Source organism: Glycomyces sp. NPDC048151, assembly GCF_043202775.1.
GTDB lineage: Bacteria > Actinomycetota > Actinomycetes > Mycobacteriales > Micromonosporaceae > Glycomyces.
Map to the genome: position 1 here is coordinate 654,155 of NZ_JBIDBB010000001.1, position 21,741 is coordinate 675,895.

Sequence of the window (21,741 nt, forward strand, 5' to 3'; positions counted from 1 at the left end):
GCGGATGCCTAGGCCTTCCAGCCAGGGATCGGGAAGGACTTCGTGTGCTCGCGGATCTCACCGGCGATCACGTCGAGCTCGTTGTCCTTGCCGTCCTTGGCGGCGGCCACGGCCCGGTCGATCCAGCCCGCGATGAGGTCCATGTCGGCCTCGAGCATGCCGCGGGTCGTCACCGAGGCGGTGCCGATGCGCAGGCCCGACGGGTCGAACGGCTTGCGCTGGTCGAACGGGACCGAGTTGAAGTTCAGCTCGATGCCGGCCGCGTCCAGCGCCTTCGCCGCGGGCTTCCCGGCGATGTCCTTGCTCGTCAGGTCCACCAGGATCAGGTGGTTGTCGGTGCCGCCCGAGACCAGGTCGAACCCGCGCGCGGTCAGGCCCGCCGCGAGCGCCTTCGCGTTCTTGACGATCTGCCCCGCGTACTCCTTGAAGGAGTCCTTCGCGGCCTCCTTCAGCGCCACCGCGATCGCCGCCGTGGTGTGGTTGTGCGGGCCGCCCTGGAGACCCGGGAAGACCGCCTTGTCGATGGCCTTCGCGTGCTCCTCCTTGGTGAGGATCATCGCGCCGCGCGGGCCGCGCAGGGTCTTGTGGGTGGTCGTGGTGACGACGTCCGCCAGCCCGACCGGGGTCGGGTGCGCGCCGCCCGCGACGAGGCCCGCGATGTGCGCGATGTCGGCCATGAGGACCGCCCCGACCTCGTCCGCGATGGCCTTGAAGCCCGCGAAGTCGACGGTGCGGGGGATCGCGGTGCCGCCGCAGATGATCATCTTCGGGCGCTCGGCTCGCGCGATCTCGGCGACCTCGTCGAGGTCGATGCGGCCGGTGTCGCGGCGGACCCCGTAGTGCACGGCGTCGAACCACTTGCCCGTCGCCGAGACCTTCGCGCCGTGCGTCAGGTGCCCGCCCGCGGGGAGCCCCATGCCGAGGACCTTGTCGCCCGGGTTCAGGAACGCCATGTAGACGGCGAGGTTGGCGGGGGAGCCGGAGTACGGCTGCACGTTCGCGTGGTCGGCCCCGAACAGGGACTTCGCCCGGTCGATCGCCAGCTGCTCGACGACGTCGATGAACTGCTGGCCCTCGTAGTAGCGCTTCCCGGCGTAGCCCTCGGAGTACTTGTTGGTCAGGATCGACCCGGTCGCCTCCATGACCGCCTGGGAAACGTAGTTCTCGGACGCGATGAGGCGGATCTTCTCGGACTCGCGGCGCCCCTCGTTCTCGATGGCCTGTTCGATCTCGGGGTCGACGGCCGCGAGCGACGCGGTGAGAGCCTCGTAGGCGTCGGACATGACAATGCTCCTCGCTGGATCGGCATGATCTCGCACGGCGACCGGGCAGGTGGCCTTGATGTCCCGAGCATAGCCGGGACCGCTGAGCTGGGCGCCATCCGTTTCCTCCCCTGTGAGACGGGCCCGCCGGTCCCGGCGGCGCCCACCTCACCCGATCGGGCATACGAGACTCCATTGCGTACACGCAGTACGGTGCGACGTATGTCACCTAGATACGCCGCGAAGACCGTCGGCGCCGGGTTCGCGGTCGCGGCGCTCGCCGCCCTCGCGCAGCTCGGGCTGGCCTACGGCTTCGGACTCCTCTCCTGGGCGGACGCCGCTCCCGGCGCCGCCGACCCCGTCCTCGACTACCGCTCGAACGCGAACCTCGCTTGGGTGGCCTGGTTCTCGGCCGCCTCGTGCGTGGTCGGCGGGCTCGCCTCCGGCGCGATCGGCTCCCGCGCCTCCTCCCGGCTCGGCCCCGCGATCCGCGTCACCGCCGTGTTCGCGAGCGCCCTCGGCGCGTTCGCGGTCGGCCCGCTCGTGTCGCTCTCGGCCGAGGAGGGCGCGGTCTTCGACGCGTTCGCGACCGAGCCGCTCATCGCCGCCGGACTCGGCGCGGCCGTCGGGTTCGCGCTGGCGCTCATCGGCCTGAGCTCGCGCTCGGTCGCCGTCAACGTGGGCGCCTCGGTCGCCCTCGTGTGGCTGCTCGCCGTGCTCTCGGAGTTCTGGGAGGTCGGCGACCTGTCGTCGCCGGTCACCGAACTGGGCGTCTGGGGCTCGTGGGCCGAACCCGGCACGGCCCTCGGCTACCGGGGCCTGTCGATCGCGGTGCCGTTCGTGGTCGGCTCGGCGCTCATCGGTGTCGTCGTCGCGGTCCTCGCCCGGCGCGGCCCGATCTCCAGCTCCGGCTACCGCATCGCGGCGGCCTCCGGCATCGCCGGGCCGCTCATCGTCACCGTGGCCCACCTGGTCGCCGGGCCGTCCCGGGCCGACGACGTCGAGTCGATGTCGGTGCTCCTGGTCGGCCCGTACGCGGCGATCGCCGGGCTCCTCGGGTCGCTCATCGTCTGCGCGCTCCCGAAGTCGGGCGGCCAGATCGACGACACCCCGGAGCCCGAACGCGAGGACCGCACCGGCCTCATCGAGACCGCGCCCGGCTGGACCGTCCCCGAGCCGGCCTCCGCCTACGACGACACCGGCAAGGGCGACACCAAGGACCTCCCGGCGAAGGACGACCCCGAGCTCGACTGGGTCCAGGAGCTCAAGCCCGTGGAACCGGGCGCGACGCTCACTGCCGAGCCGAAGGCCGAGCCCGAACCGGAGACGAAGAAACCGGCCCGCCGCGCCAAGAAGACCACGCGCAGCCGCCGCAAGCTCAGCGCAGACGAACCCGCGGCCGACGACCCCGCCTGACGAAGCCGCGCACAGGGCGATGTCGGACCCGTGTGGGAGAGTCGTCTCATTTCTTCGGTTGGTCGGAGGTGGTTAGCGGGTGGGACGGGGCACGCCCTACGCCCGGCCCGCGCCGCAGCGCGCGAGGCGCGGCGACGACCCGCGCATCGTCGACCAACTCGGTGCCGAAGAACGCCGCGCGACCCACGCCCGCGCGTCGCAGCGCATCCCACCGCAGCGCCGCGGCGACTAGCGCGCCGCAGCGCGCAGTGCGGCGACCGCACCGCGGCGCCGACCAGCACCGCACCCCGACACTGACCCGCAACACGGCAACGGCCGGGACCCGAAGGGTCCCGGCCGCCGCCGTCTCAAGAGCGCGCGCTCACACTTCCCACTCGTGCACCGGCCTGCCGTCGGCCGACCGGGCCGCGTATTCGAGCACCATGGCCCGCAGCGCGTCCCGCCGTTCCAGCCGCTGCCGGTGCTCGGCGACCTGGACGCGCGCGACCTGCCAGGTCGCGCCGTTCACGCCCCGGCGGCACCGCGCCTCGACGATCCCGAGGAACCGCCCGATGTCGCGGCTGACCACGCCCATCGACGCCAATCCGTCGGCCGCGGCGGGCAGCAGCTCGTCCAGCACCAGCTGGCGCGCCGGGACGAGGCCCCGGCCCGGCCACCACTGGTCGGCCTGGATGCCGTGCCGCGCCGCCGAGCGGAAGTTCGCCGCGGCCTGCGCGAAGTCCATCCGCTCGTGCAACGGGACCGGCGCGTTCGCGTAGTACGCGACCAGGCCGTAGAAGAACGCCATGTTCGCGCAGATGTCCGCCGCCGTCGGCCCCGCCGCGACCACCCGGTTCTCCACCCGCACGTGCGGGCGGCCCGAGTTGACGTCGTAGACCGGGCGGTTCCACCGGTACACCGTCCCGTTGTGGTACCGCAGCTCCCGAAGCGACGGGACCCCTCCGGCCGCGGTCACCGCGAGCGGGTCCTCCTCGTCGCACAGCGGTAAAAGCGGCGCGAAGTGACGGTAGTTCTCGTCGAACAGCTCCAGGACGCCGTCGATCCAGCGCTCCCCGAACCACGCCCGGGGCTTCGCCCCCGACTCGCGCTGGTTCGCGCGCCGCGTGTCGGTGCCCTGCTCGAACAGGATCACCCGCGTCTCGGCCCACAGCTGCCGCCCGAACAGGTACGGCGAGTTCGCGCCCGTCGCGACCTGCGCGCCTGCGATCGCCTGCGCCGCGTTCCAGTACCGCGCGAAGTCCTCCGGGGACACCTGCAGGTGGAACTGGACGGAGGTGTTCGCGGCCTCGGGGGCGATCGACGAGGACGTGAAGTCCACCGACTCCGCGCCGTGGATGTCGATGCGCAGGTGCTCGCCGCGCTGCGCCATGATCTCGTCGTTGAGGATGCGGTACCGCTTCGTCCGCGACAGCGCCTCGACGCTCATGTGGTCGGTCCACAGCGTCGGCATCGTCCCGATAGGACACACGCGCACGCCGGCCTTGTCGCCCGCCTCCCGCACCTCCGACAGCACCGCCGCCAGATCGCTTTCGTACCAGGAGATCCCGGCCCCGTCCAGGAGCCGGGGCGGCAGGTTCAGCTCGATGTTGAAGGCGCCCAGCTCATGCTGCGCGCCGTAGAGCGCGTCCTCCTCGCCTGACGTGTGCAGGTGCTCCAGCACCGCGTCGTTCGCGAAGGCCGGATCGCCGTTCGGCTCAACGAGGTCGAGCTCGAGTTCCAGGCCCGTCATGGGCCGGTCCCGGTCGAGCCGCCGGTCGGCCAGCAGCTGCGCGAGGGCCGTCCGACCCGCCTGGAGTCTCGCCGTGTACGCGGGATGATCCCAGTGCCGCAGGGCAGAACCGGTCACCTCGTCCCCCATATTTTCCTCCCCAGGAATGAAAGGTCCATCAACCTTAAGACTTTCGGTCATGTGCTGGCTACCAAGGGAGAAGCACTTTCGTCCCAAATGGTGTGGATCGCGCTCATATTAGGGACAGGCGTTCGGTCGTAGTGTCGGGATCTTGACACAACAGGGTTTCGGAAGTTCACTATCTGTATCAGGGCAGCTCACCGCCGTCGTTGTGCACGACACGTTCCGCTGCCTTGTGGGGACGCTCCGTGCGCGCTATAGGATGCCCGCGTGACTGCACAGCGTCCGTCCCACCGGCCCGCCGACTTCCTCGCCGCCCACCGCGGCGGCGGCCTCGCGACCCTCCTCGACCAGCGCGGAGCCGCCCACTTCGCTTACGCCGCATGGCGAATGGGACTCAAGCCCACGCACATCTCGTTCGTGAACCTGTTCCTCGGCCTGGGCACGAGCGCCGCCGTCATCGCCTACATCCCGGCCGCGAAGGACGGCGCGCCGTGGTGGCCGGTCGCGATCGCCGCGCTGGTGCTCTGGCAGGTCGCCTACATGCTCGACTGCGCCGACGGCCAGCTCGCCCGCGTCACCCGCACCGGCTCCGACGCCGGAGCGCGCGTCGACATCCTGTGCGACATCGCGATCCAGGCCTCGGTGGTCGCGGTGGTCGTGGCCGTCGCGGACGCCTACACGCCCGAGGTCCCCGCCTGGGCCGGCGCGGCGTTCGCGGCGCTGTGGATGACGAACCTCGTGACCGCCGTGATGGCCAAAGAGGACGACGGCGTCTCGATGGTCAAGAGCACCAGCATCGTCGTGCGCCTCATCAAGCTCGTTCGCGACTACGGCTTCATCATCGTGGTGATCGCCCTCGCCCTGATCTGGCCCGGCCTCATGTGGCTGGTCCTCGTCGGCTTCGGCGCGGTGAACGCGCTGTTCCTGCTGGCGAGCATCGCGAGCAACGCCCGCGCGTCACTGCGCTAGGACGCGATCAGCTCCTCGTAGATCTCGACGAGCCGCCGCAGCGTGACCTCCGGCGCGAAGACCGATTCGTAACGGGCCCTTGCGTTCGCGGCGAACGACGGGTCCTTCGCGACGGCCTCGAGCCCGCGCGCCAGGGCCTCCGGCGTCGGCTCGACCGCCACGCCCGCGGGCGCGTCGGTGTCGGCCCCCGCGATGAACGGCGCCCCGCCCATGCGGGTCGCGACGACAGCGCGGCCCGCCGCGAGCGCCTCGATGCCGCTGGTCGGCAAAATGTCCTGCCAGATCGAGGGCACGACGACCGCCGCCGAGGCGGCCACGGCCGCACGCATGCCGTCCGAGTCGAGCTGCCCGAGGTATTCCACGTCGTCGCGTCCGGCCGCCGCTTCCTCTACAAGGGACCGCAGTGGCCCGTCCCCGGCGATGCGCAGCACCTGGCCGGGCAGGTCCGCCCGCCGCCACGCGTCGAGCAGCAGCGCCACGCCCTTCTCGGGCACGAGCCGCGCCCCGAACAGGAACCCCTCGCCCAGCGGCACCCCCCCCGGGTCGGCCACGGCGTTCGGCTTGACCCGGATCTGCCGGTCCTCGATGCCGATGCTCCGCAGGTACTCGGCCATCGCGTCGGTGAGCGCGATGAAGCGGTCCACCCCGCGCCACGTCCCCTGGTGCACCCCGAGTGCGACGGCCATCACGGCGCTCTGCGCGCGCGACCCCCGGTAGCAGGCGTGCAGCACCCCCGGCCCGTTCCAGCGCTTCCCGTGGCAGTCGCGGCAGTCGTGCCCGTCCCTGAAGTAGAGCCCGTTGACGCAGTCGTGCCGGTAGTTGTGAATGGTCTGCACCACTTTGACGCCGTGCCTGTGGGCGGTGCCGACCACCGAAGGGGACAGCAGCGGGTACGGGTTGTGCAGGTGCATCAGGTCCGGCCGCTCGCGCTCCAGCAGCGCGGCGAGCTCCCGCTGCGTCCCGGCCGCGTGGACCGGTGACGCGGCGAGTACTGCTTTCTTATGCGCGGGAAGCGAAGCGATCTCGTCGGAGGACCGCAGGAACGGCACGACCTCGACGCCCGCCTCGCGCAGCGCCCCGATCTCGTAGTCCACGATCGTGTTCTCGCCCGACGGCTGCGCCGAGGAGTACCTGTTGTGGGCGATGACGATCTTCACGGGGTCCCTCGGGTGCTCTGGGGGTGGCGCGGACGGCTTTCAGCTCGGCCGAACATACCGCAGCGGCGGAATAGGTGTAGGTTGTCGGGTACCGTGTCGGCGGGCCGCCCGGCCGAGAGAGCGCAGACGAAGACGCCGCGCTCATCTCCACCCGCGGACACTCACCTCCACCGTAAGCTGACGACCGCAGGGATGTGCAGTGGCTACGAGCCTGGAACGCCCAGCAAAGGATCTCCACGGAAGTGGGGGTGCTCCGTACGGACGGACGGGGACGCCGGTGGCCAGGACTCGCGAGACCGGTGACCCGCAGCTCGTCACCAACGGGGTCACCCGGTCCACCTGGCGACGCCTCGTCCGGGCCTCGAACTGGCACCGGTACTACCAGGCCGCGCTCGTGGGCGCGGACCTGACCGCCGCCGTGCTCGCGACCGTCATCACGGTGAACCTGACCGCGTCCCCCGACGCCGGGTTCGACACGAACGACCAGCGGCACTTCTTCTACCTCACGGTCTGGCTGCTGCTGCCGCTCGCGTGGCTGCTCGCCCTGTGGGGCACCGGCTCCTACGACCGCCGCTACTTCGGCATGGGCAACGAGGAGTTCAAGCGCGTCATCCGCGCCTCCATGTTCATGCTGGCCCTCGTCTCCTTCGCCGCGCTCACCTTCAAGGCCGACGTCTCCCGTGTCGCGGTCGCGGTGATCCTGCTCGCGGCGGCCGTGCTCGTCTCGGCGTTCCGCTACGGCGCCCGGTACGGCCTGCACCGGATGCGCGCCTCCGGCCGCGGCGTGCAGCGCGTCCTGCTCATCGGCTCCTACCCCGAGGCCCTCGAGGTGTACCGGACGGTGCGCCGCGCCTCCGCCGCCGGGCTCGTCCCGGTCGGCATATACGTGACCGAGGGTGCGTCCTCGGTCCGCAACCTCGACACCCCGGTCCCGGTCTTCGCCGGGACCGATGTCGTGACGTGCGCCGAGCAGCTGGAGGCCGACACGCTCGCGGTCTGCGGCTCGGCCTCGGCCGACGCGTCCGACCTGCGCCGCCTCGCCTGGCAGCTCGAGGGCACCGGCCGCGACCTCGTGGTCGCGCCGCAGCTGACCGACATCGCGGGCCCGCGCGTGCACATCCGCCCCGTCGAGGGCCTGCCGCTCCTGCACGTCGAGGAGCCGAAGATCTCCGGCATCGGCTGGCTGGTCAAGAACGTCCTCGACATCTCCTCCTCGGTGTTCGGCCTCATCCTGCTCTCGCCGCTGTTCCTCGGCGTCGCGATCGCCATCAAGATGGACAGCCCCGGGCCGGTGTTCTTCCGCCAGAACCGGGTCGGCCGCGACGGCGAGACCTTCAGCTGCTGGAAGTTCCGCACGATGTACATCGACGCGGAGGAGCGCCAGGCCGCGCTCATGATGCACAACGAGACCGACGGCCTGCTGTTCAAGATGAAGGACGACCCGCGCATCACCAACGTCGGCAAGTGGCTGCGCCGGACCTCCATCGACGAGTTCCCGCAGCTCGTCAACGTGGTCCGCGGCGAGATGAGCCTCGTCGGCCCCCGCCCGCTCCCGGCCGAGAACGGCGACTTCCTCGGCGACGTGCGCCGCCGCCTCCTCGTGCGCCCCGGCATCACCGGCCTCTGGCAGGTCTCGGGCCGCTCCGACCTGTCCTGGGACGACGCGGTCCGCCTCGACCTGTACTACGTCGACAACTGGTCGCTCACGACCGACCTTCAGATCCTGTTCCGCACTGTCGCTGTAGTGTTGCGCCGAAAGGGCGCGTACTAGACGGGCACATCGACGTGCGTTGAGGGAACACTCAGCTTGCGCCCAGGTGAACGCCAGGCCAACCCTGATAATCTTGGATCTTGATGACTACTTACGGAACCGGCAGCCGCATCCTCGTGACGGGCGGCGCGGGCCTGGTGGGCAGCCACCTGGTCGACGCGCTCCTCGCGAAGGGCTGCGACGTGACCGCCGTCGACAACTTCGTCACCGGGACTCGCGAGAACCTGGCGGAGCACCCGAACCTGACCGTCGTCGAGGCCGACGTCACCGAGGGCCTGCCCGTCGGCGACGAGCCCTTCGACGCGGTCCTGCACTTCGCGTGCCCGGCCAGCCCGGTCGACTTCGAGACCATCCCGCTGGAGATCCTCCGCGTCGACTCGATCGGGACGTTCCACGCGCTCGACCGCGCGCTCGCGGACGGCGCCCGCTTCCTCATGGCCTCCACCTCCGAGGTCTACGGCGACCCGCTCGTGCACCCGCAGCCGGAGTCCTACTGGGGCAACGTGAACCCGGTCGGGATCCGCTCCTGCTACGACGAGGCGAAGCGCTTCAGCGAGGCCGCCGTCGCGGCCTACCACCGCCACAAGGGCCTCGACGCGGCGATCGTGCGGATCTTCAACACGTACGGCCCGCGCATGCGCCCCGACGACGGCCGCGTCATCCCGAACTTCATCTCGCAGGCCCTCGCGGGCGAGCCGCTGACCATCTACGGCGACGGCACGCAGACACGCTCGCTCTGCTACGTCGACGACCTGGTGCGCGGCCTCGTCATGCTCCTCGAATCGGGGGAGTACGGCCCGGTCAACCTCGGCACCGAGTTCGAGCTCACCGTCGGCGAGATGGCCGAGATCATCCTGCGCCTGACCGGCTCGTCCTCGACGATCGAGTACAAGGACCGCCCGTCGGACGACCCCGAGCGCCGCCGCCCCGACCTCACCAAGGCCCGCGAACTGCTCGGCTACGAGCCGCAGGTCCACTACGAGTCGGGCCTCAAGACCACGATCGACTACTTCGCCACGCGCTAGCGCTGGTCCGGAAGGTGTTCGGACTCACCGTCATCTTCGAGGATTCTGAGACACGACCGGGGCTTGCACGCCCGAGGTCCCTGGCGGCCACCACGTAAGCTGGGGACATGACCCAATATGGCTCCAATTACCGCGGCAGCGCCTCGGTGCCGCCCTCCGGTGGCGGTGCCCGTGTTGCCGCGGCTGCGGCCGGCGGCCCCACCCGCCGGGGCCTCATCGGCTCCGGGATCGGCCTGGTGGCCTCCATCGCGGCGGCCGGCGGGGGCTTCGCCGTCTGGTCCACCGCGGACAGCACCAACGAGGACCTCGACCGGGCGTTCGACCTCGACGCCATCCCCGAGGAGGACCGCCCCGAGCGCCTCAACTCGGCCATGAACCTCCTCGTGATCGGCTCCGACCACCGCGAGGGCAACGACGAGGCCGACGCGCGCTCGGACACGACGATCCTCATGCACGTCAACGAGGACGGGAACGCCGCGTACGGCATCTCGATCCCGCGCGACCTCTACGTCTACATCCCCGAGGACCCCGACGCCGAGGTCTCGGACACCCTCGACAAGTTCAACGCGGCCTACGCTTGGGGCGGCGTGAACCTCACCGTGCGCACGCTCGAGAACCTCACCGGCGTGCGCATCGACCACATCATCGAGATCGACTTCAACGGGCTCGTCGCGGTCGTCGACGCGCTCGGCGGCGTCACGATGGACGTCGAGGCCGCGGACGCGGACGGCTACATCACCGACCCGCCCGGCATCGAGTCGATCCACGGCGAGCACCGGTTCTTCGAAGCGGGCCCGAACAAGCTCTACGGCGACGAGGCGCTCGACTACGTGCGCCAGCGCTACCAGTACAACGAGGGCGACTTCGCCCGCATGCGCCACCAGCAGGAGCTGATCAAGGCCATCATGGACTCCGCGCTGAGCGCGGGCGTGCTGACCGACGAGGACAAGCTGACCTCCTTCATCTCGTCCACTTCGGACGCGGTGAAGGTGGACACCGAGTTCAACGCGGTCGCCACCGCGATCAACCTGATGGACATGCGCAGCGACGACCTGGTCTTCATGACCACGCCGAACCTCGGCACCGGCGAGCAGGGCGGCCAGTCGGTCGTCATCTACGCCGACGACCCGGAGAACCCGGAAGCGAGCAACCCCGAGGCCGTGAGCCTGTGGGAGGCCGTGCGGGACGACAAGGTCGCCGACTGGATCGCGGCGAACCCCGAGGACGAAGAGGAATAGCCAGACCTGACCGAAGGGCCCGGACGGATGCGTTCGGGCCCTTCGTCGTTCCCTCGCGTTCCAGCGGCCGTTGTGGACCGTTGTCATCTGAAGTGCTTGGTGTGCCTAGTGATTCGTTTGAAGCAAATGTGAGCACTGTGGCCCGATGGGGTGATCCCGAGATTTCGCGGTGTGATCAAGGTCGTAGGATATTTTCACCGTTCCTTCGACGAAGAGGCTGCACCGATGGCAGAGAACGCAGACGACTACGTCCCCGACTTCGACATCTCCAAGCCCTCCATCGCCCGCGTCTACGACGCGACCCTCGGCGGCAAGGACAACTTCGCGGTCGACCGCGAAGGCGCCGAGATGATCGCGAAGTACGTGCCGAAGATCAAGGAGGCCAGCCAGGACAACCGGCTCGGCCTCACCAAGGGCGTCGAGTACGTCGCGAAGCAGGGCATCGACCAGTTCCTCGACATCGGCGCGGGCCTGCCGACGATGGAGAACACGCACCAGGTCGCGCAGCGCATCAACCCCGACGCGAAGGTCTGCTATGTGGACAACGACCCGATCGTGCTCGCGCACGGCCGGGCCCTGCTGGCGGACAACGAGTCGACGACGATCGTCACGGCCGACCTGCGCGACCCGCAGAGCATCCTGGACCACCCCGAGGTCAACAAGTTCATCGACTTCACCCGCCCGGTCGGCCTCATGGTCGTGGGCCTGATGATGCACTTCCACCCCGACGAGGACCCGGGCAGCTGGATCAAGACGCTGCTCGACGCGTGCCCGAGCGGGTCGTACCTGCACATCACCGACTTCGCGAACACCGGCTTCCCCGAGCAGAAGGCGATGGAGAAGTCCTGCATCCAGGCCCTCGGCAACGGCTGGATCCGCACGCCCGAGCAGATCGAGGCGCACTTCCAGGGCCTGCCGCTGGTGCCCCCGGGCCTGGACTACCCGACCCGCTGGTTCCCCGGCGAGCCCGACCGCGAGGCCCCGGCCGAGGCCGACCTGGAAGAGCACCAGCGGATCATCATGGCCGGCATCGGCTACAAGGCCTGACCCGAAGTTTCCGGGCGCGCGCCGGCAGGGGTGCGCGCCGCGTCCCCACGTTCCATCGACGAAGAGGCAGCCATGGCAGACAACTCGGAACAGTACGTGCCCGACTTCGACATCTCCCGCCCCACGATCGCCCGCGTCTACGACGCGATCCTCGGCGGCAAGGACAACTTCAAGGCCGACCGGGAGGGCGCGGCCGCGTACATGAACCACGTGCCGAACTCCCGCGAGGTCGCGATCGACAACCGCAAGGGCCTGGAGAAGGGCGTCGCCTACATGGCGAGGCACGGCATCGACCAGTTCCTCGACATCGGCGCGGGCCTGCCGACGATGCGGAACACGCACCAGGTCGCCCAGGAGATCAACCCCGAGGCGAAGGTCTGCTACGTCGACAACGACCCGATCGTGCTCGCGCACGGCCGGGCCCTATTGGCGGACAACAAGTCCACGACGATCGTCACGGCCGACCTGCGCAACCCGCAGAGCATCCTCGACCACGAGGAGGTCAACGGGTTCATCGACTTCACCCGCCCGATCGGCCTCATGGTCGTGGGCCTGTTCATGCACTTCCACGACTCGGAGGAGCCGGGGGAGTGGGTGAAGCACCTGCTCGACGCCTGCCCGAGCGGCTCCTACCTGCTCATGACGGACTTCGCCGACACCGGTGAGGAGCAGCAGAAGGCCATCGAGAAGGCCGGGCTCGAATCGCTCGGCAACGGCTGGGTCCGCAAGCCCGAGAAGATCCTCGCGCACTTCCACGGCCTGCCGCTCGTCGAGCCGGGCCTGGACTGGGTGTCGCGCTGGTTCCCAGGCGAGCCCGACCGCGAGGTCCCGGCCGCCGAGGACCTCGAGCCGCACCTGCGGATCATGATGGCCGGGCTCGGCTACAAGGCCTAGACCCGGGACGATTGCGGGCGCGCGCCGTACGGCGCGCGCCTTCGCCGTTCCACGAGCGAGCGATGCTCACCCGATCGGGTGAAATCGTGAAATCGCTGCAGAAACGTCCAGACCCCGCGGCGGTTACTAGCTGTAACGGTCCTTGAGGATCTGGTTGAGGAAGTCCTGGGTCTTGTGCGGCTGCGTGGCCTGGATGCACAGGTGCTCCATGGCCGCCTGGTAGGCGTCGATCTCGTTGTCGCGCTCGAGGTACAGACCGCCGGTGAGGTGCTCCAGGTAGATGACGTCGCTGAGCTCCTCGTACGCGAACCGCAGCCACGTGAAGGGCGCGCCCGCACCGGAGTGGGCGCCCGCGGTGAACGGCACGATCTGGATGCGCACGTTCGGCTTGTCGCAGTACTCGATGAGGGCCTTGATCTGCCCGTGCATGACGTTCGCGCCGCCGAAGGGGCGGTGCAGGGCGGCCTCGTCGATGACGGCCCACAGCTCGGGCCGCTTCTCGGAGCGGTCCAGGATCTCCTGGCGCTTGATGCGCACCTCGATGCGCTTGTCGATCTCGGTGAGCGGGGTGTGGCCGTAGCCGAGCATCATGACGGCGCGGGCGTACGCCTCGTGCTGCAGCAGACCGGGGATGACCTGCACCTCGTAGGTGCGGATCATGGAGGCGGCGCCCTCCATCTCCAGGTAGTTGCTGAACCAGTCGGGCAGGAAGTCGTTGTACCGCTTCCACTTGCTCGGCCGGTTGGCCTCGCGGGCCATCTCGACGACGCGCGCGATCTCGTCCTCGTCCGTGACGCCGTACATGATCATCAGGTCTTCGACGTCGCGCAGCCGGAACGAGACGCGGCCCAGTTCGAGGCGGCTGATCTTGGAGGCGTCGGCCCGGATCTCGTAGGCCGCCTTCTCGCGGGAGATGTCGGCGTCCTGGCGCAGCTGCCTGAGCTTGCCGCCGATCATGAGCCGGAGCGTCGTAGTGCCGCTCGGCAGGTCGTCGGGGTTCACCTTCGCCATTGCTCACCTCCCTCCGAGATCAAGTCGCAGTGGACGAAAAACTCACCCTGACAGGGTAGCCGCTCGGCCGGTCCCGTCAGGGTGAGTGTGCAGCCCTTGGGCTCTCGCCCGGAGGCCGTTTAAGCGATCATGTCGTCGAACTCGCCGTCCTTGGCGCCTTCGACGAGCGCGCGGATCTCGGCGATCGTGTAGACGAGGGCCGGGCCCTCGGGGAAACGCGAGTTTCGCACTGCGATCTCTTCCCCACCAGGAAGGGTCGCCAGCTCGACGCAGTTGCCGCCGTTCGGGCCGCTGCGGACGCTCTTGCGCCAGCGCAGGTCCGAGGGCAGTTCCGTTGCGAGGACGCCGTTGCGTGCCTTGTCCATTCGAGATCCTTCCACCAGTGGCCGGCGTGTCCGACCGGATCTTTCGCCATACGACCGGCATCCGGGTCGGCCGGAGGGTTCCGGGGCGCGGCCCTACCAGAGCGGCCGCGCGGAGGAGTTTTCCGACATCCCCATAGCTGGTCGGATCAAGTGTCCCACATTACACAGGGTGAGTGCACATGAGGATGCCTGAGCGGATGCACGTGCATCTGCCCGGTGTTGATGCATGTTAAGATTCATGTGAGAATGCACATAGACACGGACGCGCAAAGTGTGCGACCGTGGTCACGGACTCGAAAAGCCGTCAAACCGGCGCTCGTGTGCGCGACGGCGCATCGTCGGCCAATGGGGCGAAAATCCCACGGCCCGGCAATCGCCTTCGCCTCGCGGCGACCCGCATCGCACAACCGGACACGCCAGTGGTTTTGCAGAGCCTGGCCGGGACTCGTTCCGGCGAGGTCCGATCGTCGCCGGAGAGAGGTTGGGTGCCATGGAACGTCTTGAGGCCCAGACGTTGCTGGGGGCGGCCGCGGCAGGCAAGCTGCGGAGCTCGATGTGCCAGCAGGTGATGGCGATCGAGTACGACCGCAGCGGGCACGTCCTCTACCGCTGCGCCCGCTCGTGCGGGAAGCACACCGCGGATGCCGCCCAGGTCCAGGCAGGACTCCTGTGGCACTACCGCGGGAGGAGCCTCGGCGAGCACTACGGGCTCCCTGATGAGGAGATCGTCGACGACATGTTCGCGTCGCTCCAGCTCGCCTGGATCCGCGACGGGGACATCTATACCGCGCGGTTCCGCTAGAGCCGCAAGAAGACGGCGCTGAACTGGCAGGTGAAGCGCCGCCCCGAGACTTTGTTCTGTTTGGTGGGATAGAGCCTCGGGGAGGCCGGTGGGGGCCTCCCCGAGCTCTGCAAGAACTCGATATTCGCGAACAGTGCTGACACACTGAGAACGGCGGGCGGGACCTCGGGCCCCGCCCGCTTCCGCGTCCTTTAGGGCTGGTTGCGCTGCACCAGGTCCAAGAGCTTCGACACCAGCTCGGCGAGCGCCGCGAACGGGCTCACCAGCCGCTCCATGGCTTTCAGCTTGCTGCGCAGGCGCGCGGGCGGCTTCGCCTCGGCGACCGACTCCTCGAGGTCGTCGATGGTATCCGCGATGAGCGCGTACTCCTCGCCGACCTGCTCCCGCTGCTCGCGCAGCGCCGCCCGGAGCTCGCCGACGAGCCGCAGCAGCTCGGCCCGCAGCTGCGCGTCGACCCCGTCCCCGCCGGTGAACACGTACCCTCGGGCCCCGTCCCCGATGGCCCCCACCGTGGCCGAGGCCCCGGTCCCGACGGCCCCGGTCTGCACGTTCCCCTTGAACACGTACCCGCCCTGCTCTTCCTCGTCCATCACGGCTCCCGCACATATTGTCATCAGAACAAATACTGTATCGGGGCTCCGGATGCCTTGTCAAGGCGGCGAGAAGGGAGGCGCCTCGCGCGCCTCCCTTCTCGACTCCGTCAGCTGACGGTGATGTTGGAGCTGCCGCTGGACTGGTAGCCCTCGGTCGCCATGATCATGTAGTAGCTGAAGGCCCCCAGGTTCATGCCCGCGCGGGCCCAGGCGTCGAAGTGCGCGCCGGTGTCGATCGTGCCGGAGCTGCGGAGGTTCTGGCGGACGCTCCAGTACTGCTGGAAGGTCTTGGTGCCCTCCACTGAAGGCGCGTTGTAGCGGGTGGACTGGCCGAGCCAGTAGTTGCTGCCGTTGATGGTGGCGTTGCCGCGGTGGGCGGCCCCGCTGCTGGGGTTGTACGGGCCGTGCGATTCGACGATGTAGTACTCCACCAGCGGGTTCGAGGTCCAGCCGTAGAGCGCCAGGTAGCCGTTGCTGCCGTGGAGGACCCAGCCGTTGTAGTTGACGGTGCGGCGCCCGCCGTTGGCCCAGCCCTTGCCGCCGACCCAGTTGTTGGCGCCGTTCCACTGCGAGCTGTAGTTCCCGCCCGAGCCGAGGGTCATCGAGGCCTTGCCGGGGGAGTCGGTCCAGAACGAGTAGTAGTACCCGTTGTGGGTGCCCGTCGCGTTCTGCGTCAGGGTCTGCGCGTTCGCGGCCCCGGGCACGGCGAGCGCCGAGGCGGCCCCGAGCGCGAGCGCCCCGCCTCCGAGCAGGAGTCCCCTGCGGCTGAACGGGGTCTGGCGCTGCTGTTCTTCGGTCATGCGTCCTCCGGTTCGCATAGATAACTATCGATCTGAGAAGTATGCGAGGTGCATCGACGCGCGTCAATAAGTTTCGGAGAACTATCGGAACTTTCTCCGGAAGTTCCGAAATCAACGCATGACGCGACCGCAGGCACGTCGCGGTCGACTCCGTTCTCGCGCAAAGGATTCGGCCAGTCGCTTTCGGAGGCGGCGCGACGGCGTGAAGTATCTTCATCACCGTATGCCGAGGGAAGGAACCCGCGTCGCCATGACCGGAGCACTGTCGCGCCGAAACCTGTTCAAGATCGGCGGAGCCGCGGCCGCCGCGGGGATCGGGGTCGCCGTCCCGCGGGAGGCACTGGCCCAGGAGGGGACCTGGTACTCCGCGCTCGTGCAGGAGGACGCGGACGGGAGGCTGCGCTACCCCGCGGACCCGGTGAGCGACAAGCGGATCCCCGACTTCAGCTGGGCCGGGTACCGCAACGGCGAGGAGGCGATCCCGGACGTCCCCGTCGTCAAGACGATCGGCCCGCTCGCGGACCCGGAGCAGGACGCCACCGCGCACCTCCAGGCGGCGCTCGACGAGGTGGGCGCCCTGCCCAAGGATCCCGTGACCGGGTTCCGCGGCGCCCTGCTGCTGCTCCCCGGCGTGTACCCGGTCGCGACGACGGTGTGGATGACCAGGAGCGGCGTGGTGCTGCGCGGTTCGGGCCGCCAGCTCGACACCGGCACGGTCATCAGGTCGACCGCGGCCAAGGGCAACCTCGAGGACCCGGAGAACGGCGTCGAATGCCCGCTCTGGGTCGGCGGCAAGGCCAAAGGCTGGGAGGACGGGTTGGAGACGGCGGTGAAGACCGAGGTCGTCGCCGACCTCGTGAAGGCCGGGACGCGGCGGCTCACCATGGCCTCGACCGAACCGTTCAAGGTCGGCGACAACGTCATCGTCCACCACCCGTGCACCCAGGAGTGGCTCGACGAGATCGACGGCGGCGGCGGCGAGCCGTGGCAGCCGGACAGCCTGCCGATCGTCTACAACCGGTACATCAAGAAGATCGAGGGGGACGTCATCGTCCTCGACGCCCCGGTCTTCAACGACCTCGACCGCTCGCTCTCGCAGACCTTCGTGTACGTGTGGGACCAGGACGGCCTGGTGCGCAATCTGGGCGTCGAGAGCCTGCGGGTCGACATGACCGCGGGGGACCGGTTCCAGCAGGACGAAGCCCACGCCGACAGCTGCATCGCCGTGGTCCGCACCGAGGACTCCTGGATCCGCGACGTCGCGGCCCTGCACTTCGCGCATGCCGGGGTCATCGTGCGGCGGAGCACCCGGGTCACCGTCCGGGACGTGCGCGCCCGCGATCCGCGCTCGCAGATCATCGGCAAGCGCCGCTACAACTTCAACGCCGGGTACATGGCGCAGCTCATCCTGTTCGAGAACCTGTGGGCCTCCGAGGCCAGGCACGCGTTCGTCTCCGGCGGCCAGGCCACCTCCTCAGGCAACGTCTGGGTGGACTGCCGCTCCGACTTCGGCCACGCCGAGTCGGGCGGCCACGCCAAATGGAGCCAGGGCCTGCTCTACGACAACGTCCAGGAGCTGTCGAGCCAGAGCCCCAACCCGTGGATCCTGAACCTGCACAACCGCGAGACCGCCGGCGAGTCCGACGAGCAGGGCTGGTCGTCGGTGTACAGCGTGCTGTGGAACTGCACCGTCAACCGGATCGACGACGCCTCCTGGGCATGCGTCCAGCGGCCGCCGACCTCGCAGAACTTCGCCATCGCCACGACCGGGATCGCCAACAACGTCAACTGGTACACCGGCAACCCGGCCGGCTACATCGAGGCGAACAAGGGCCCGGGCCTCGTCCCGGCATCCCTCTACCGGGCCCAGCTCGACCAGCGGGTGCGCTTCGGCATGCTCGACTTCTAGAAAGCGGTGCCCCCGGCAGGATTCGAACCTGCGACGCACGGTTTAGGAAACCGACGCTCTATCCCCTGAGCTACGGGGGCGCGAGAGCAGAGTCTAGCCGATCCGCGCGGCGGCGCGCCCGAGCGGTAGTTTGGAACAGTGCCTCCCACCCCCTTCTGGCGCCCCGACAAACTCACCGTCGTAGCCCGGTTCCTGCAGTACAAACTGCGGCTCCCGGTCATCGTCGCCGTCTGCGCCTCCGTGCCCGCCGTCTTCCTCACCCTCACCGCCGACGGCGAGATGGCCCTGGCGGGCAAGGTGATCGGCTGGGCCGCCGGGATCGTCCTGTGGGCCGAGTCCGTCATCCTCCTCCTCGCCGCCGAACGCAAGCGCGACTGGCTCTGGCGGCACAAGTGGATGCTCCTGGTCTGCCTCCTCACCCTCGTCAGCCTCGTCCTCGCCGCCGGAGGCGCCCAGGTCCTGCGCCTGGTCACCCTCGTCGGCTCCATCCGGGTCCTGCGCGCCAAACGCATCTTCAACGCCGCCCAGGTCCTCGGCCGCCGCTTCGGCGTCGCGGGCGGCTGGCGCTCCTGGCTCGTCATGGGCATCGGCGGCGTCGCGGCCCTCTTCACCGCGCTCGTCCTCGTCGACCCCACCTCCCAGTACCTCGAGCTCCTCGACTGGCTCGAAGGCAACCTCCGCCTCATCCCGATCCTCGCCGCCGGGGTCATCCTCGCCGTCGCCACCTGGCTCGTCGTGCGCGTCAGAGAGGACGACGAGCCCGAGTAGCCCCAGCTCCGTCCTTCCTCGACGCACCCGCCCGTTCGAGTAGGCTCGGGCGCGTGGATACCGACCTGATCACCTTGACCGGCCTGCGGGTGCACGGTCGCCACGGCGTGTTCGCCCACGAACGCGAAGCCGGGCAGGACTTCGTCGTCGACGTCGCCCTCCGCACCTCGACCACTGCCGCGGCCGCCAGCGACGACCTTATGGACACCGTCGACTACGGCGCGCTCGCCGACACCCTCGCCGACATCGTCGCCGGGGAACCCGTGAACCTCATCGAGACCCTCGCCGGACGGCTCGCCGACGCCTGCCTCGCCCTCGACCGCGTCGACTCCGCCGTCGTCACCGTCCACAAACCGCAGGCGCCCATCAACCAGCACTTCGCCGACGTCTCCGTCACCATCGAAAGGCCGAAACGATGACCCGCGTCGTCTTCAGCATGGGCTCCAACCTCGGCGACCGCGAAGCCGCGCTCACCACCGCCATCGCCGCCGTCCGCCCCGACGCCGTCTCCGAGGTCTACGAGACCCCGCCGTGGGGCGGCGACGACGAGCAGCCCACCTACTACAACATCGCCGTCATCGCCTCCGACCCCGACAAGAGCGCCCACGACTGGCTCGCCCTCGGCCAGCGCCTCGAGGCCGAGGCCGGGCGCGTCCGCGACCCCGAGCGCCCCTACGGGCCGCGCACCCTCGACGTCGACCTCATCGCCGTCACCGGCGACGACGGCGCCCCCGTCCGCTCCGACGAGGAGCGCCTCACGCTGCCCCACCCGCTCGCCCATCTGCGGGCGTTCGTGCTGGTCCCGTGGTTCGCGATCGACCGCGACGCCGAGCTCCCCGGCAAAGGCAGAGTGAGGGAGCTGCTACGCGACGAGTCCGTCGCGGCGGACGCGCGCGCACTCCGCAGGCTCCACCCGATATGGTCGAACCCATCATGAGTGACGACGAGCACGGTCCCCGACCGAGCCTCAGGCCGACAGCGCCGTCCACCCTCGCGGTGGTCGGGTTGGCCGGGGCGGCACTGACCCTGCTGCTCGCCGCCCGCTACTACCAGCAGGCCCCCAGCCTGGCCTGGTACAACTCCGCGGTCCTGTTCGCGCTGGCACTGCTGCTGGCGTGGATGGCGTGGAACACCCGGAAGACGCTGCGCCCCAGCGGAAAGCTGACGGCGGGCGCGGGCGGCACGGCCGCACCGGGCGGGGTGGAGAGTCCGGAGCACGCGCTCCAGATCGCCCGCTCCGCGGTGCTGGCCAAGGCCGCCGCGATCGCCGGAGCCGCTTTCTTCGGCGCCTACCTGGGGTTCACCGTGTGGCTCGCCGCCAACGCCGGACGCCTGACCGCCGCCGCCGACGACCTGCCCGAAGGGGTCCTCGGCACCGCCGCGTGCGCCGCGCTCACCGCGGCCGCGCTCTGGCTCGAACACTCCTGCCGCATCCCCCCGCAGGACGACGAGCGGGAATCCGACTCCTCGACCCGTCCCTGACCGACCCCGATTGCTGAACCCATCCCCATATCCCCAATATTCTGCGCGTTTAGAGGTGCGCCCCATGAAGTTTGACTCTTCAAGTCGAAACGACGATTCGACGACGCTGATAAGAACTGACGCTGGGAAGTCGGCGCCTTCGGGCGGCGACGAGACCCCGTCCGACCGCATGGCCGTCCACGTGGTGTGGGAGATCGGCCTGCTGCTCCTGGCGGGCGGCGTCCTGTTCGCCCTCACCCAGTCCAGCGGCGGCCCGTTCGCCGAAGGCTCCTGGTCCGGCCTCTTCGCGGCCCTGGCACCCGTGATCATGCTGGCCTCCGCGATGGCGGTCTCCCTGCGGGTCGGCGCGGTCAACCTGGCGGTCGGCCCCATTGCACTGCTGGCGGCCTGGATGTTCACCGACGCCTCCGGTTCCGGCTCGGCCATGGCGCTCGGCGTCGGCCTCGGCGTGGCGGCGTTCGTCGGCATCGTCCTGGCGACCCTGACGGCCTGGCTCCGCGCCCCCGGCTGGGCCGCGAGCGGCGCGGTCGGCGGCGCGATCGGCCTGTGGGCCGGTTCCGCGGGCGACCCGTCGGCGTTCATGCTCGCCGAGCTCCCGAACACGGCCGTCCTGGCCGCGCTCGGCGGCGCGATCGGCGTCTCCCTGTTCCTCGGCCTGGTCGGCGCGTTCTCGGGCGTGCGCGCCCGCCTCGCGCCGATCCGCGAGACCCCCTCGGGCGAACGCCACGGCAGGGGCGGGCTCGTGTTCTTCGGCGTGCTCCTCTCCTCGACCCTCGCCGGTGCGGCAGGCGTGGTCGCGGCGTGGACGGCCGTCCCCGACGGCGGCGCTGCCGCACTGCCGGACCCGATCCTGCTCACGGTGGTCGCGCTCGGCGCGGCGCTCGTGGGCGGCACGAGCCTCATGGGCCGCCGCGGCGGCGTGTGCGGCACGGTGTTCGCGTCGGCGCTCGTGCTCGGCCTGATGTGGCTGGCCGAAGGACGCGGCTGGTCCTTCGACCCGAGCTGGATCGCCTTGGGCGCCATCGTCGCCGGGTTCCTGGTGACCCGCCTCGTCGAGGTCATGAACGTCGCCGACGAGACCGAGACGGCCTCCACCCGCCGCGCCGGGTCGCTCGCCGACCTGCGCGAGGACGACCCGCCCGGCGACCGCGAGCGCTCCGACCTCGACGCCACGGGCGAGTACGACGAGGACTTCGCGGGCCTGGGCTCGGGCGACCCGTGGACGAACACGGGCGGCTTCCGCACCACCGGCGGCATCCCCAAGCAGACCGCGAACGCCGACCCCTTCGGCGCCTCCGGCGTCTTCGACGACCTGCGCGACTCCCCTCGCGACGGCTACGGCTCGCCGCGCCACGGCCGATGACCACAAAGGACTGACGC

Annotated in this window: 22 protein-coding genes and 1 tRNA gene; 15 read left to right on the forward strand and 8 right to left on the reverse strand. The window is 69.7% G+C overall.

Features of this window, described 5'->3' with window-relative positions; translation table 11 throughout:
- Positions 1-8: 8 nt before the first annotated feature.
- The gene (glyA, locus tag ACGGCP_RS03205) at positions 9-1,283 is read right to left on the reverse strand and encodes a serine hydroxymethyltransferase (RefSeq protein ID WP_392960294.1); all 1,275 of its coding nucleotides are present in this window, start codon (positions 1,281-1,283) and stop codon (positions 9-11) included.
- A 201-nt stretch (positions 1,284-1,484) separates the two neighbouring features.
- Between glyA and ACGGCP_RS03210 the strand changes: the two genes are divergently transcribed.
- The gene (locus tag ACGGCP_RS03210; protein WP_392960297.1) at positions 1,485-2,678 is read left to right on the forward strand and encodes a hypothetical protein; all 1,194 of its coding nucleotides are present in this window, start codon (positions 1,485-1,487) and stop codon (positions 2,676-2,678) included.
- Positions 2,679-2,757: 79 nt separating this feature from the next.
- Complete coding sequence (locus tag ACGGCP_RS03215; protein WP_392960300.1) at positions 2,758-2,910, forward strand: hypothetical protein; 153 nt, start codon at positions 2,758-2,760, stop codon at positions 2,908-2,910.
- Between the two features lie 129 nt (positions 2,911-3,039).
- Here ACGGCP_RS03215 and ACGGCP_RS03220 read toward each other — a convergent pair whose 3' ends face one another.
- Positions 3,040-4,536 (reverse strand): glutamate--cysteine ligase, encoded by a 1,497-nt coding sequence (locus ACGGCP_RS03220; RefSeq protein WP_392960302.1) that lies wholly within the window; start codon positions 4,534-4,536, stop codon positions 3,040-3,042.
- Between the two features lie 261 nt (positions 4,537-4,797).
- On the opposite strand from ACGGCP_RS03220, the gene ACGGCP_RS03225 reads away from it, so the two are divergent.
- Positions 4,798-5,499 carry a CDP-alcohol phosphatidyltransferase family protein gene (locus ACGGCP_RS03225; RefSeq protein ID WP_392960305.1) on the forward strand — a complete coding sequence of 234 codons (702 nt, stop codon included), beginning with the start codon at positions 4,798-4,800 and terminating at the stop codon, positions 5,497-5,499.
- On the opposite strand, the gene ACGGCP_RS03230 is transcribed toward ACGGCP_RS03225, so the two are convergent.
- Positions 5,496-6,656, reverse strand: coding sequence for a glycosyltransferase family 4 protein (locus ACGGCP_RS03230; protein ID WP_392960308.1), 1,161 nt, complete (start codon positions 6,654-6,656; stop codon positions 5,496-5,498). The two genes, ACGGCP_RS03225 and ACGGCP_RS03230, sit on opposite strands and share 4 nt — an antisense overlap.
- Before the next feature lie 277 nt (positions 6,657-6,933).
- Between ACGGCP_RS03230 and ACGGCP_RS03235 the strand changes: the two genes are divergently transcribed.
- The 5 genes from ACGGCP_RS03235 (at position 6,934) to ACGGCP_RS03255 (ending at position 12,631) form a co-directional block, all read left to right on the forward strand.
- Complete coding sequence (locus ACGGCP_RS03235) at positions 6,934-8,427, forward strand: sugar transferase (protein WP_392960310.1); 1,494 nt, start codon at positions 6,934-6,936, stop codon at positions 8,425-8,427.
- 83 nt (positions 8,428-8,510) lie between these two features.
- Positions 8,511-9,452: a UDP-glucuronic acid decarboxylase family protein gene (locus ACGGCP_RS03240; protein WP_392960312.1), complete on the forward strand. Its 942-nt coding sequence runs from the start codon at positions 8,511-8,513 to the stop codon at positions 9,450-9,452.
- Between the two features lie 107 nt (positions 9,453-9,559).
- Positions 9,560-10,690 (forward strand): LCP family protein, encoded by a 1,131-nt coding sequence (locus ACGGCP_RS03245; protein ID WP_392960315.1) that lies wholly within the window; start codon positions 9,560-9,562, stop codon positions 10,688-10,690.
- 225 nt (positions 10,691-10,915) lie between these two features.
- Positions 10,916-11,737, forward strand: a complete 822-nt coding sequence (locus tag ACGGCP_RS03250; protein WP_392960318.1) for an SAM-dependent methyltransferase — start codon at positions 10,916-10,918, stop codon at positions 11,735-11,737.
- Between the two features lie 72 nt (positions 11,738-11,809).
- On the forward strand, positions 11,810-12,631 hold the full coding sequence (locus ACGGCP_RS03255) for an SAM-dependent methyltransferase (protein WP_392960320.1): 822 nt from the start codon (positions 11,810-11,812) through the stop codon (positions 12,629-12,631).
- 126 nt (positions 12,632-12,757) lie between these two features.
- On the opposite strand, the gene ACGGCP_RS03260 is transcribed toward ACGGCP_RS03255, so the two are convergent.
- A complete protein-coding gene (locus tag ACGGCP_RS03260; RefSeq protein ID WP_392960322.1) occupies positions 12,758-13,642 on the reverse strand; it encodes a helix-turn-helix domain-containing protein in 885 nt (294 codons plus the stop codon).
- Positions 13,643-13,761: 119 nt separating this feature from the next.
- The gene (locus ACGGCP_RS03265) at positions 13,762-14,007 is read right to left on the reverse strand and encodes a DUF397 domain-containing protein (RefSeq protein ID WP_392960325.1); all 246 of its coding nucleotides are present in this window, start codon (positions 14,005-14,007) and stop codon (positions 13,762-13,764) included.
- Between the two features lie 490 nt (positions 14,008-14,497).
- Between ACGGCP_RS03265 and ACGGCP_RS03270 the strand changes: the two genes are divergently transcribed.
- Positions 14,498-14,809 carry a hypothetical protein gene (locus ACGGCP_RS03270; protein ID WP_205325899.1) on the forward strand — a complete coding sequence of 104 codons (312 nt, stop codon included), beginning with the start codon at positions 14,498-14,500 and terminating at the stop codon, positions 14,807-14,809.
- A gap of 191 nt (positions 14,810-15,000) precedes the next feature.
- On the opposite strand, the gene ACGGCP_RS03275 is transcribed toward ACGGCP_RS03270, so the two are convergent.
- Positions 15,001-15,399 carry a hypothetical protein gene (locus ACGGCP_RS03275; protein ID WP_392960328.1) on the reverse strand — a complete coding sequence of 133 codons (399 nt, stop codon included), beginning with the start codon at positions 15,397-15,399 and terminating at the stop codon, positions 15,001-15,003.
- Between the two features lie 110 nt (positions 15,400-15,509).
- The gene (locus ACGGCP_RS03280; protein ID WP_392960330.1) at positions 15,510-16,202 is read right to left on the reverse strand and encodes a glycoside hydrolase family 11 protein; all 693 of its coding nucleotides are present in this window, start codon (positions 16,200-16,202) and stop codon (positions 15,510-15,512) included.
- Positions 16,203-16,452: 250 nt separating this feature from the next.
- Here ACGGCP_RS03280 and ACGGCP_RS03285 point away from each other — a divergent pair, with 250 nt between their 5' ends.
- Positions 16,453-18,111, forward strand: coding sequence for a peptidoglycan-binding protein (locus ACGGCP_RS03285; RefSeq protein ID WP_392960333.1), 1,659 nt, complete (start codon positions 16,453-16,455; stop codon positions 18,109-18,111).
- A 7-nt stretch (positions 18,112-18,118) separates the two neighbouring features.
- Here ACGGCP_RS03285 and ACGGCP_RS03290 read toward each other — a convergent pair.
- Positions 18,119-18,191, reverse strand: a tRNA-Arg gene (locus ACGGCP_RS03290).
- 58 nt (positions 18,192-18,249) lie between these two features.
- Here ACGGCP_RS03290 and ACGGCP_RS03295 point away from each other — a divergent pair.
- The 5 genes from ACGGCP_RS03295 to ACGGCP_RS03315 all read left to right on the forward strand — a co-directional run bounded on the left by ACGGCP_RS03295 (position 18,250) and on the right by ACGGCP_RS03315 (position 21,724).
- Positions 18,250-18,879, forward strand: a complete 630-nt coding sequence (locus tag ACGGCP_RS03295) for a hypothetical protein (protein ID WP_392960336.1) — start codon at positions 18,250-18,252, stop codon at positions 18,877-18,879.
- 53 nt (positions 18,880-18,932) lie between these two features.
- Positions 18,933-19,298: a dihydroneopterin aldolase gene (gene folB, locus ACGGCP_RS03300; protein WP_392960338.1), complete on the forward strand. Its 366-nt coding sequence runs from the start codon at positions 18,933-18,935 to the stop codon at positions 19,296-19,298.
- Entirely contained in the window at positions 19,295-19,816 is a 522-nt protein-coding gene (gene folK, locus ACGGCP_RS03305; RefSeq protein ID WP_392960341.1) for a 2-amino-4-hydroxy-6-hydroxymethyldihydropteridine diphosphokinase, read from the forward strand. The genes folB and folK overlap by 4 nt, the downstream gene beginning before the upstream one ends.
- Positions 19,813-20,361 (forward strand): DUF3180 family protein, encoded by a 549-nt coding sequence (locus tag ACGGCP_RS03310; protein ID WP_392960343.1) that lies wholly within the window; start codon positions 19,813-19,815, stop codon positions 20,359-20,361. Before folK ends, ACGGCP_RS03310 begins: the two co-directional genes overlap by 4 nt.
- A gap of 64 nt (positions 20,362-20,425) precedes the next feature.
- A complete protein-coding gene (locus ACGGCP_RS03315; RefSeq protein WP_392960346.1) occupies positions 20,426-21,724 on the forward strand; it encodes a hypothetical protein in 1,299 nt (432 codons plus the stop codon).
- Positions 21,725-21,741 lie beyond the last annotated feature (17 nt).

Bases quoted from the DNA above. Each gene is read 5' to 3' on its own strand.
- glyA (WP_392960294.1), bottom strand. From the start codon at position 1,283: ATGTCCGACGCCTACGAGGCTCTCACCGCGTCGCTCGCGGCCGTCGAC.
- ACGGCP_RS03210 (WP_392960297.1), top strand. From the start codon at position 1,485: ATGTCACCTAGATACGCCGCGAAGACCGTCGGCGCCGGGTTCGCGGTC.
- ACGGCP_RS03220 (WP_392960302.1), bottom strand. From the start codon at position 4,536: ATGGGGGACGAGGTGACCGGTTCTGCCCTGCGGCACTGGGATCATCCC.
- ACGGCP_RS03240 (WP_392960312.1), top strand. From the start codon at position 8,511: ATGACTACTTACGGAACCGGCAGCCGCATCCTCGTGACGGGCGGCGCG.
- ACGGCP_RS03245 (WP_392960315.1), top strand. From the start codon at position 9,560: ATGACCCAATATGGCTCCAATTACCGCGGCAGCGCCTCGGTGCCGCCC.
- ACGGCP_RS03250 (WP_392960318.1), top strand. From the start codon at position 10,916: ATGGCAGAGAACGCAGACGACTACGTCCCCGACTTCGACATCTCCAAG.
- ACGGCP_RS03255 (WP_392960320.1), top strand. From the start codon at position 11,810: ATGGCAGACAACTCGGAACAGTACGTGCCCGACTTCGACATCTCCCGC.
- ACGGCP_RS03260 (WP_392960322.1), bottom strand. From the start codon at position 13,642: ATGGCGAAGGTGAACCCCGACGACCTGCCGAGCGGCACTACGACGCTC.
- ACGGCP_RS03265 (WP_392960325.1), bottom strand. From the start codon at position 14,007: ATGGACAAGGCACGCAACGGCGTCCTCGCAACGGAACTGCCCTCGGAC.
- ACGGCP_RS03270 (WP_205325899.1), top strand. From the start codon at position 14,498: ATGGAACGTCTTGAGGCCCAGACGTTGCTGGGGGCGGCCGCGGCAGGC.
- ACGGCP_RS03275 (WP_392960328.1), bottom strand. From the start codon at position 15,399: ATGGACGAGGAAGAGCAGGGCGGGTACGTGTTCAAGGGGAACGTGCAG.
- ACGGCP_RS03280 (WP_392960330.1), bottom strand. From the start codon at position 16,202: ATGACCGAAGAACAGCAGCGCCAGACCCCGTTCAGCCGCAGGGGACTC.
- ACGGCP_RS03285 (WP_392960333.1), top strand. From the start codon at position 16,453: ATGACCGGAGCACTGTCGCGCCGAAACCTGTTCAAGATCGGCGGAGCC.
- folK (WP_392960341.1), top strand. From the start codon at position 19,295: ATGACCCGCGTCGTCTTCAGCATGGGCTCCAACCTCGGCGACCGCGAA.
- ACGGCP_RS03310 (WP_392960343.1), top strand. From the start codon at position 19,813: ATGAGTGACGACGAGCACGGTCCCCGACCGAGCCTCAGGCCGACAGCG.
- ACGGCP_RS03315 (WP_392960346.1), top strand. From the start codon at position 20,426: ATGAAGTTTGACTCTTCAAGTCGAAACGACGATTCGACGACGCTGATA.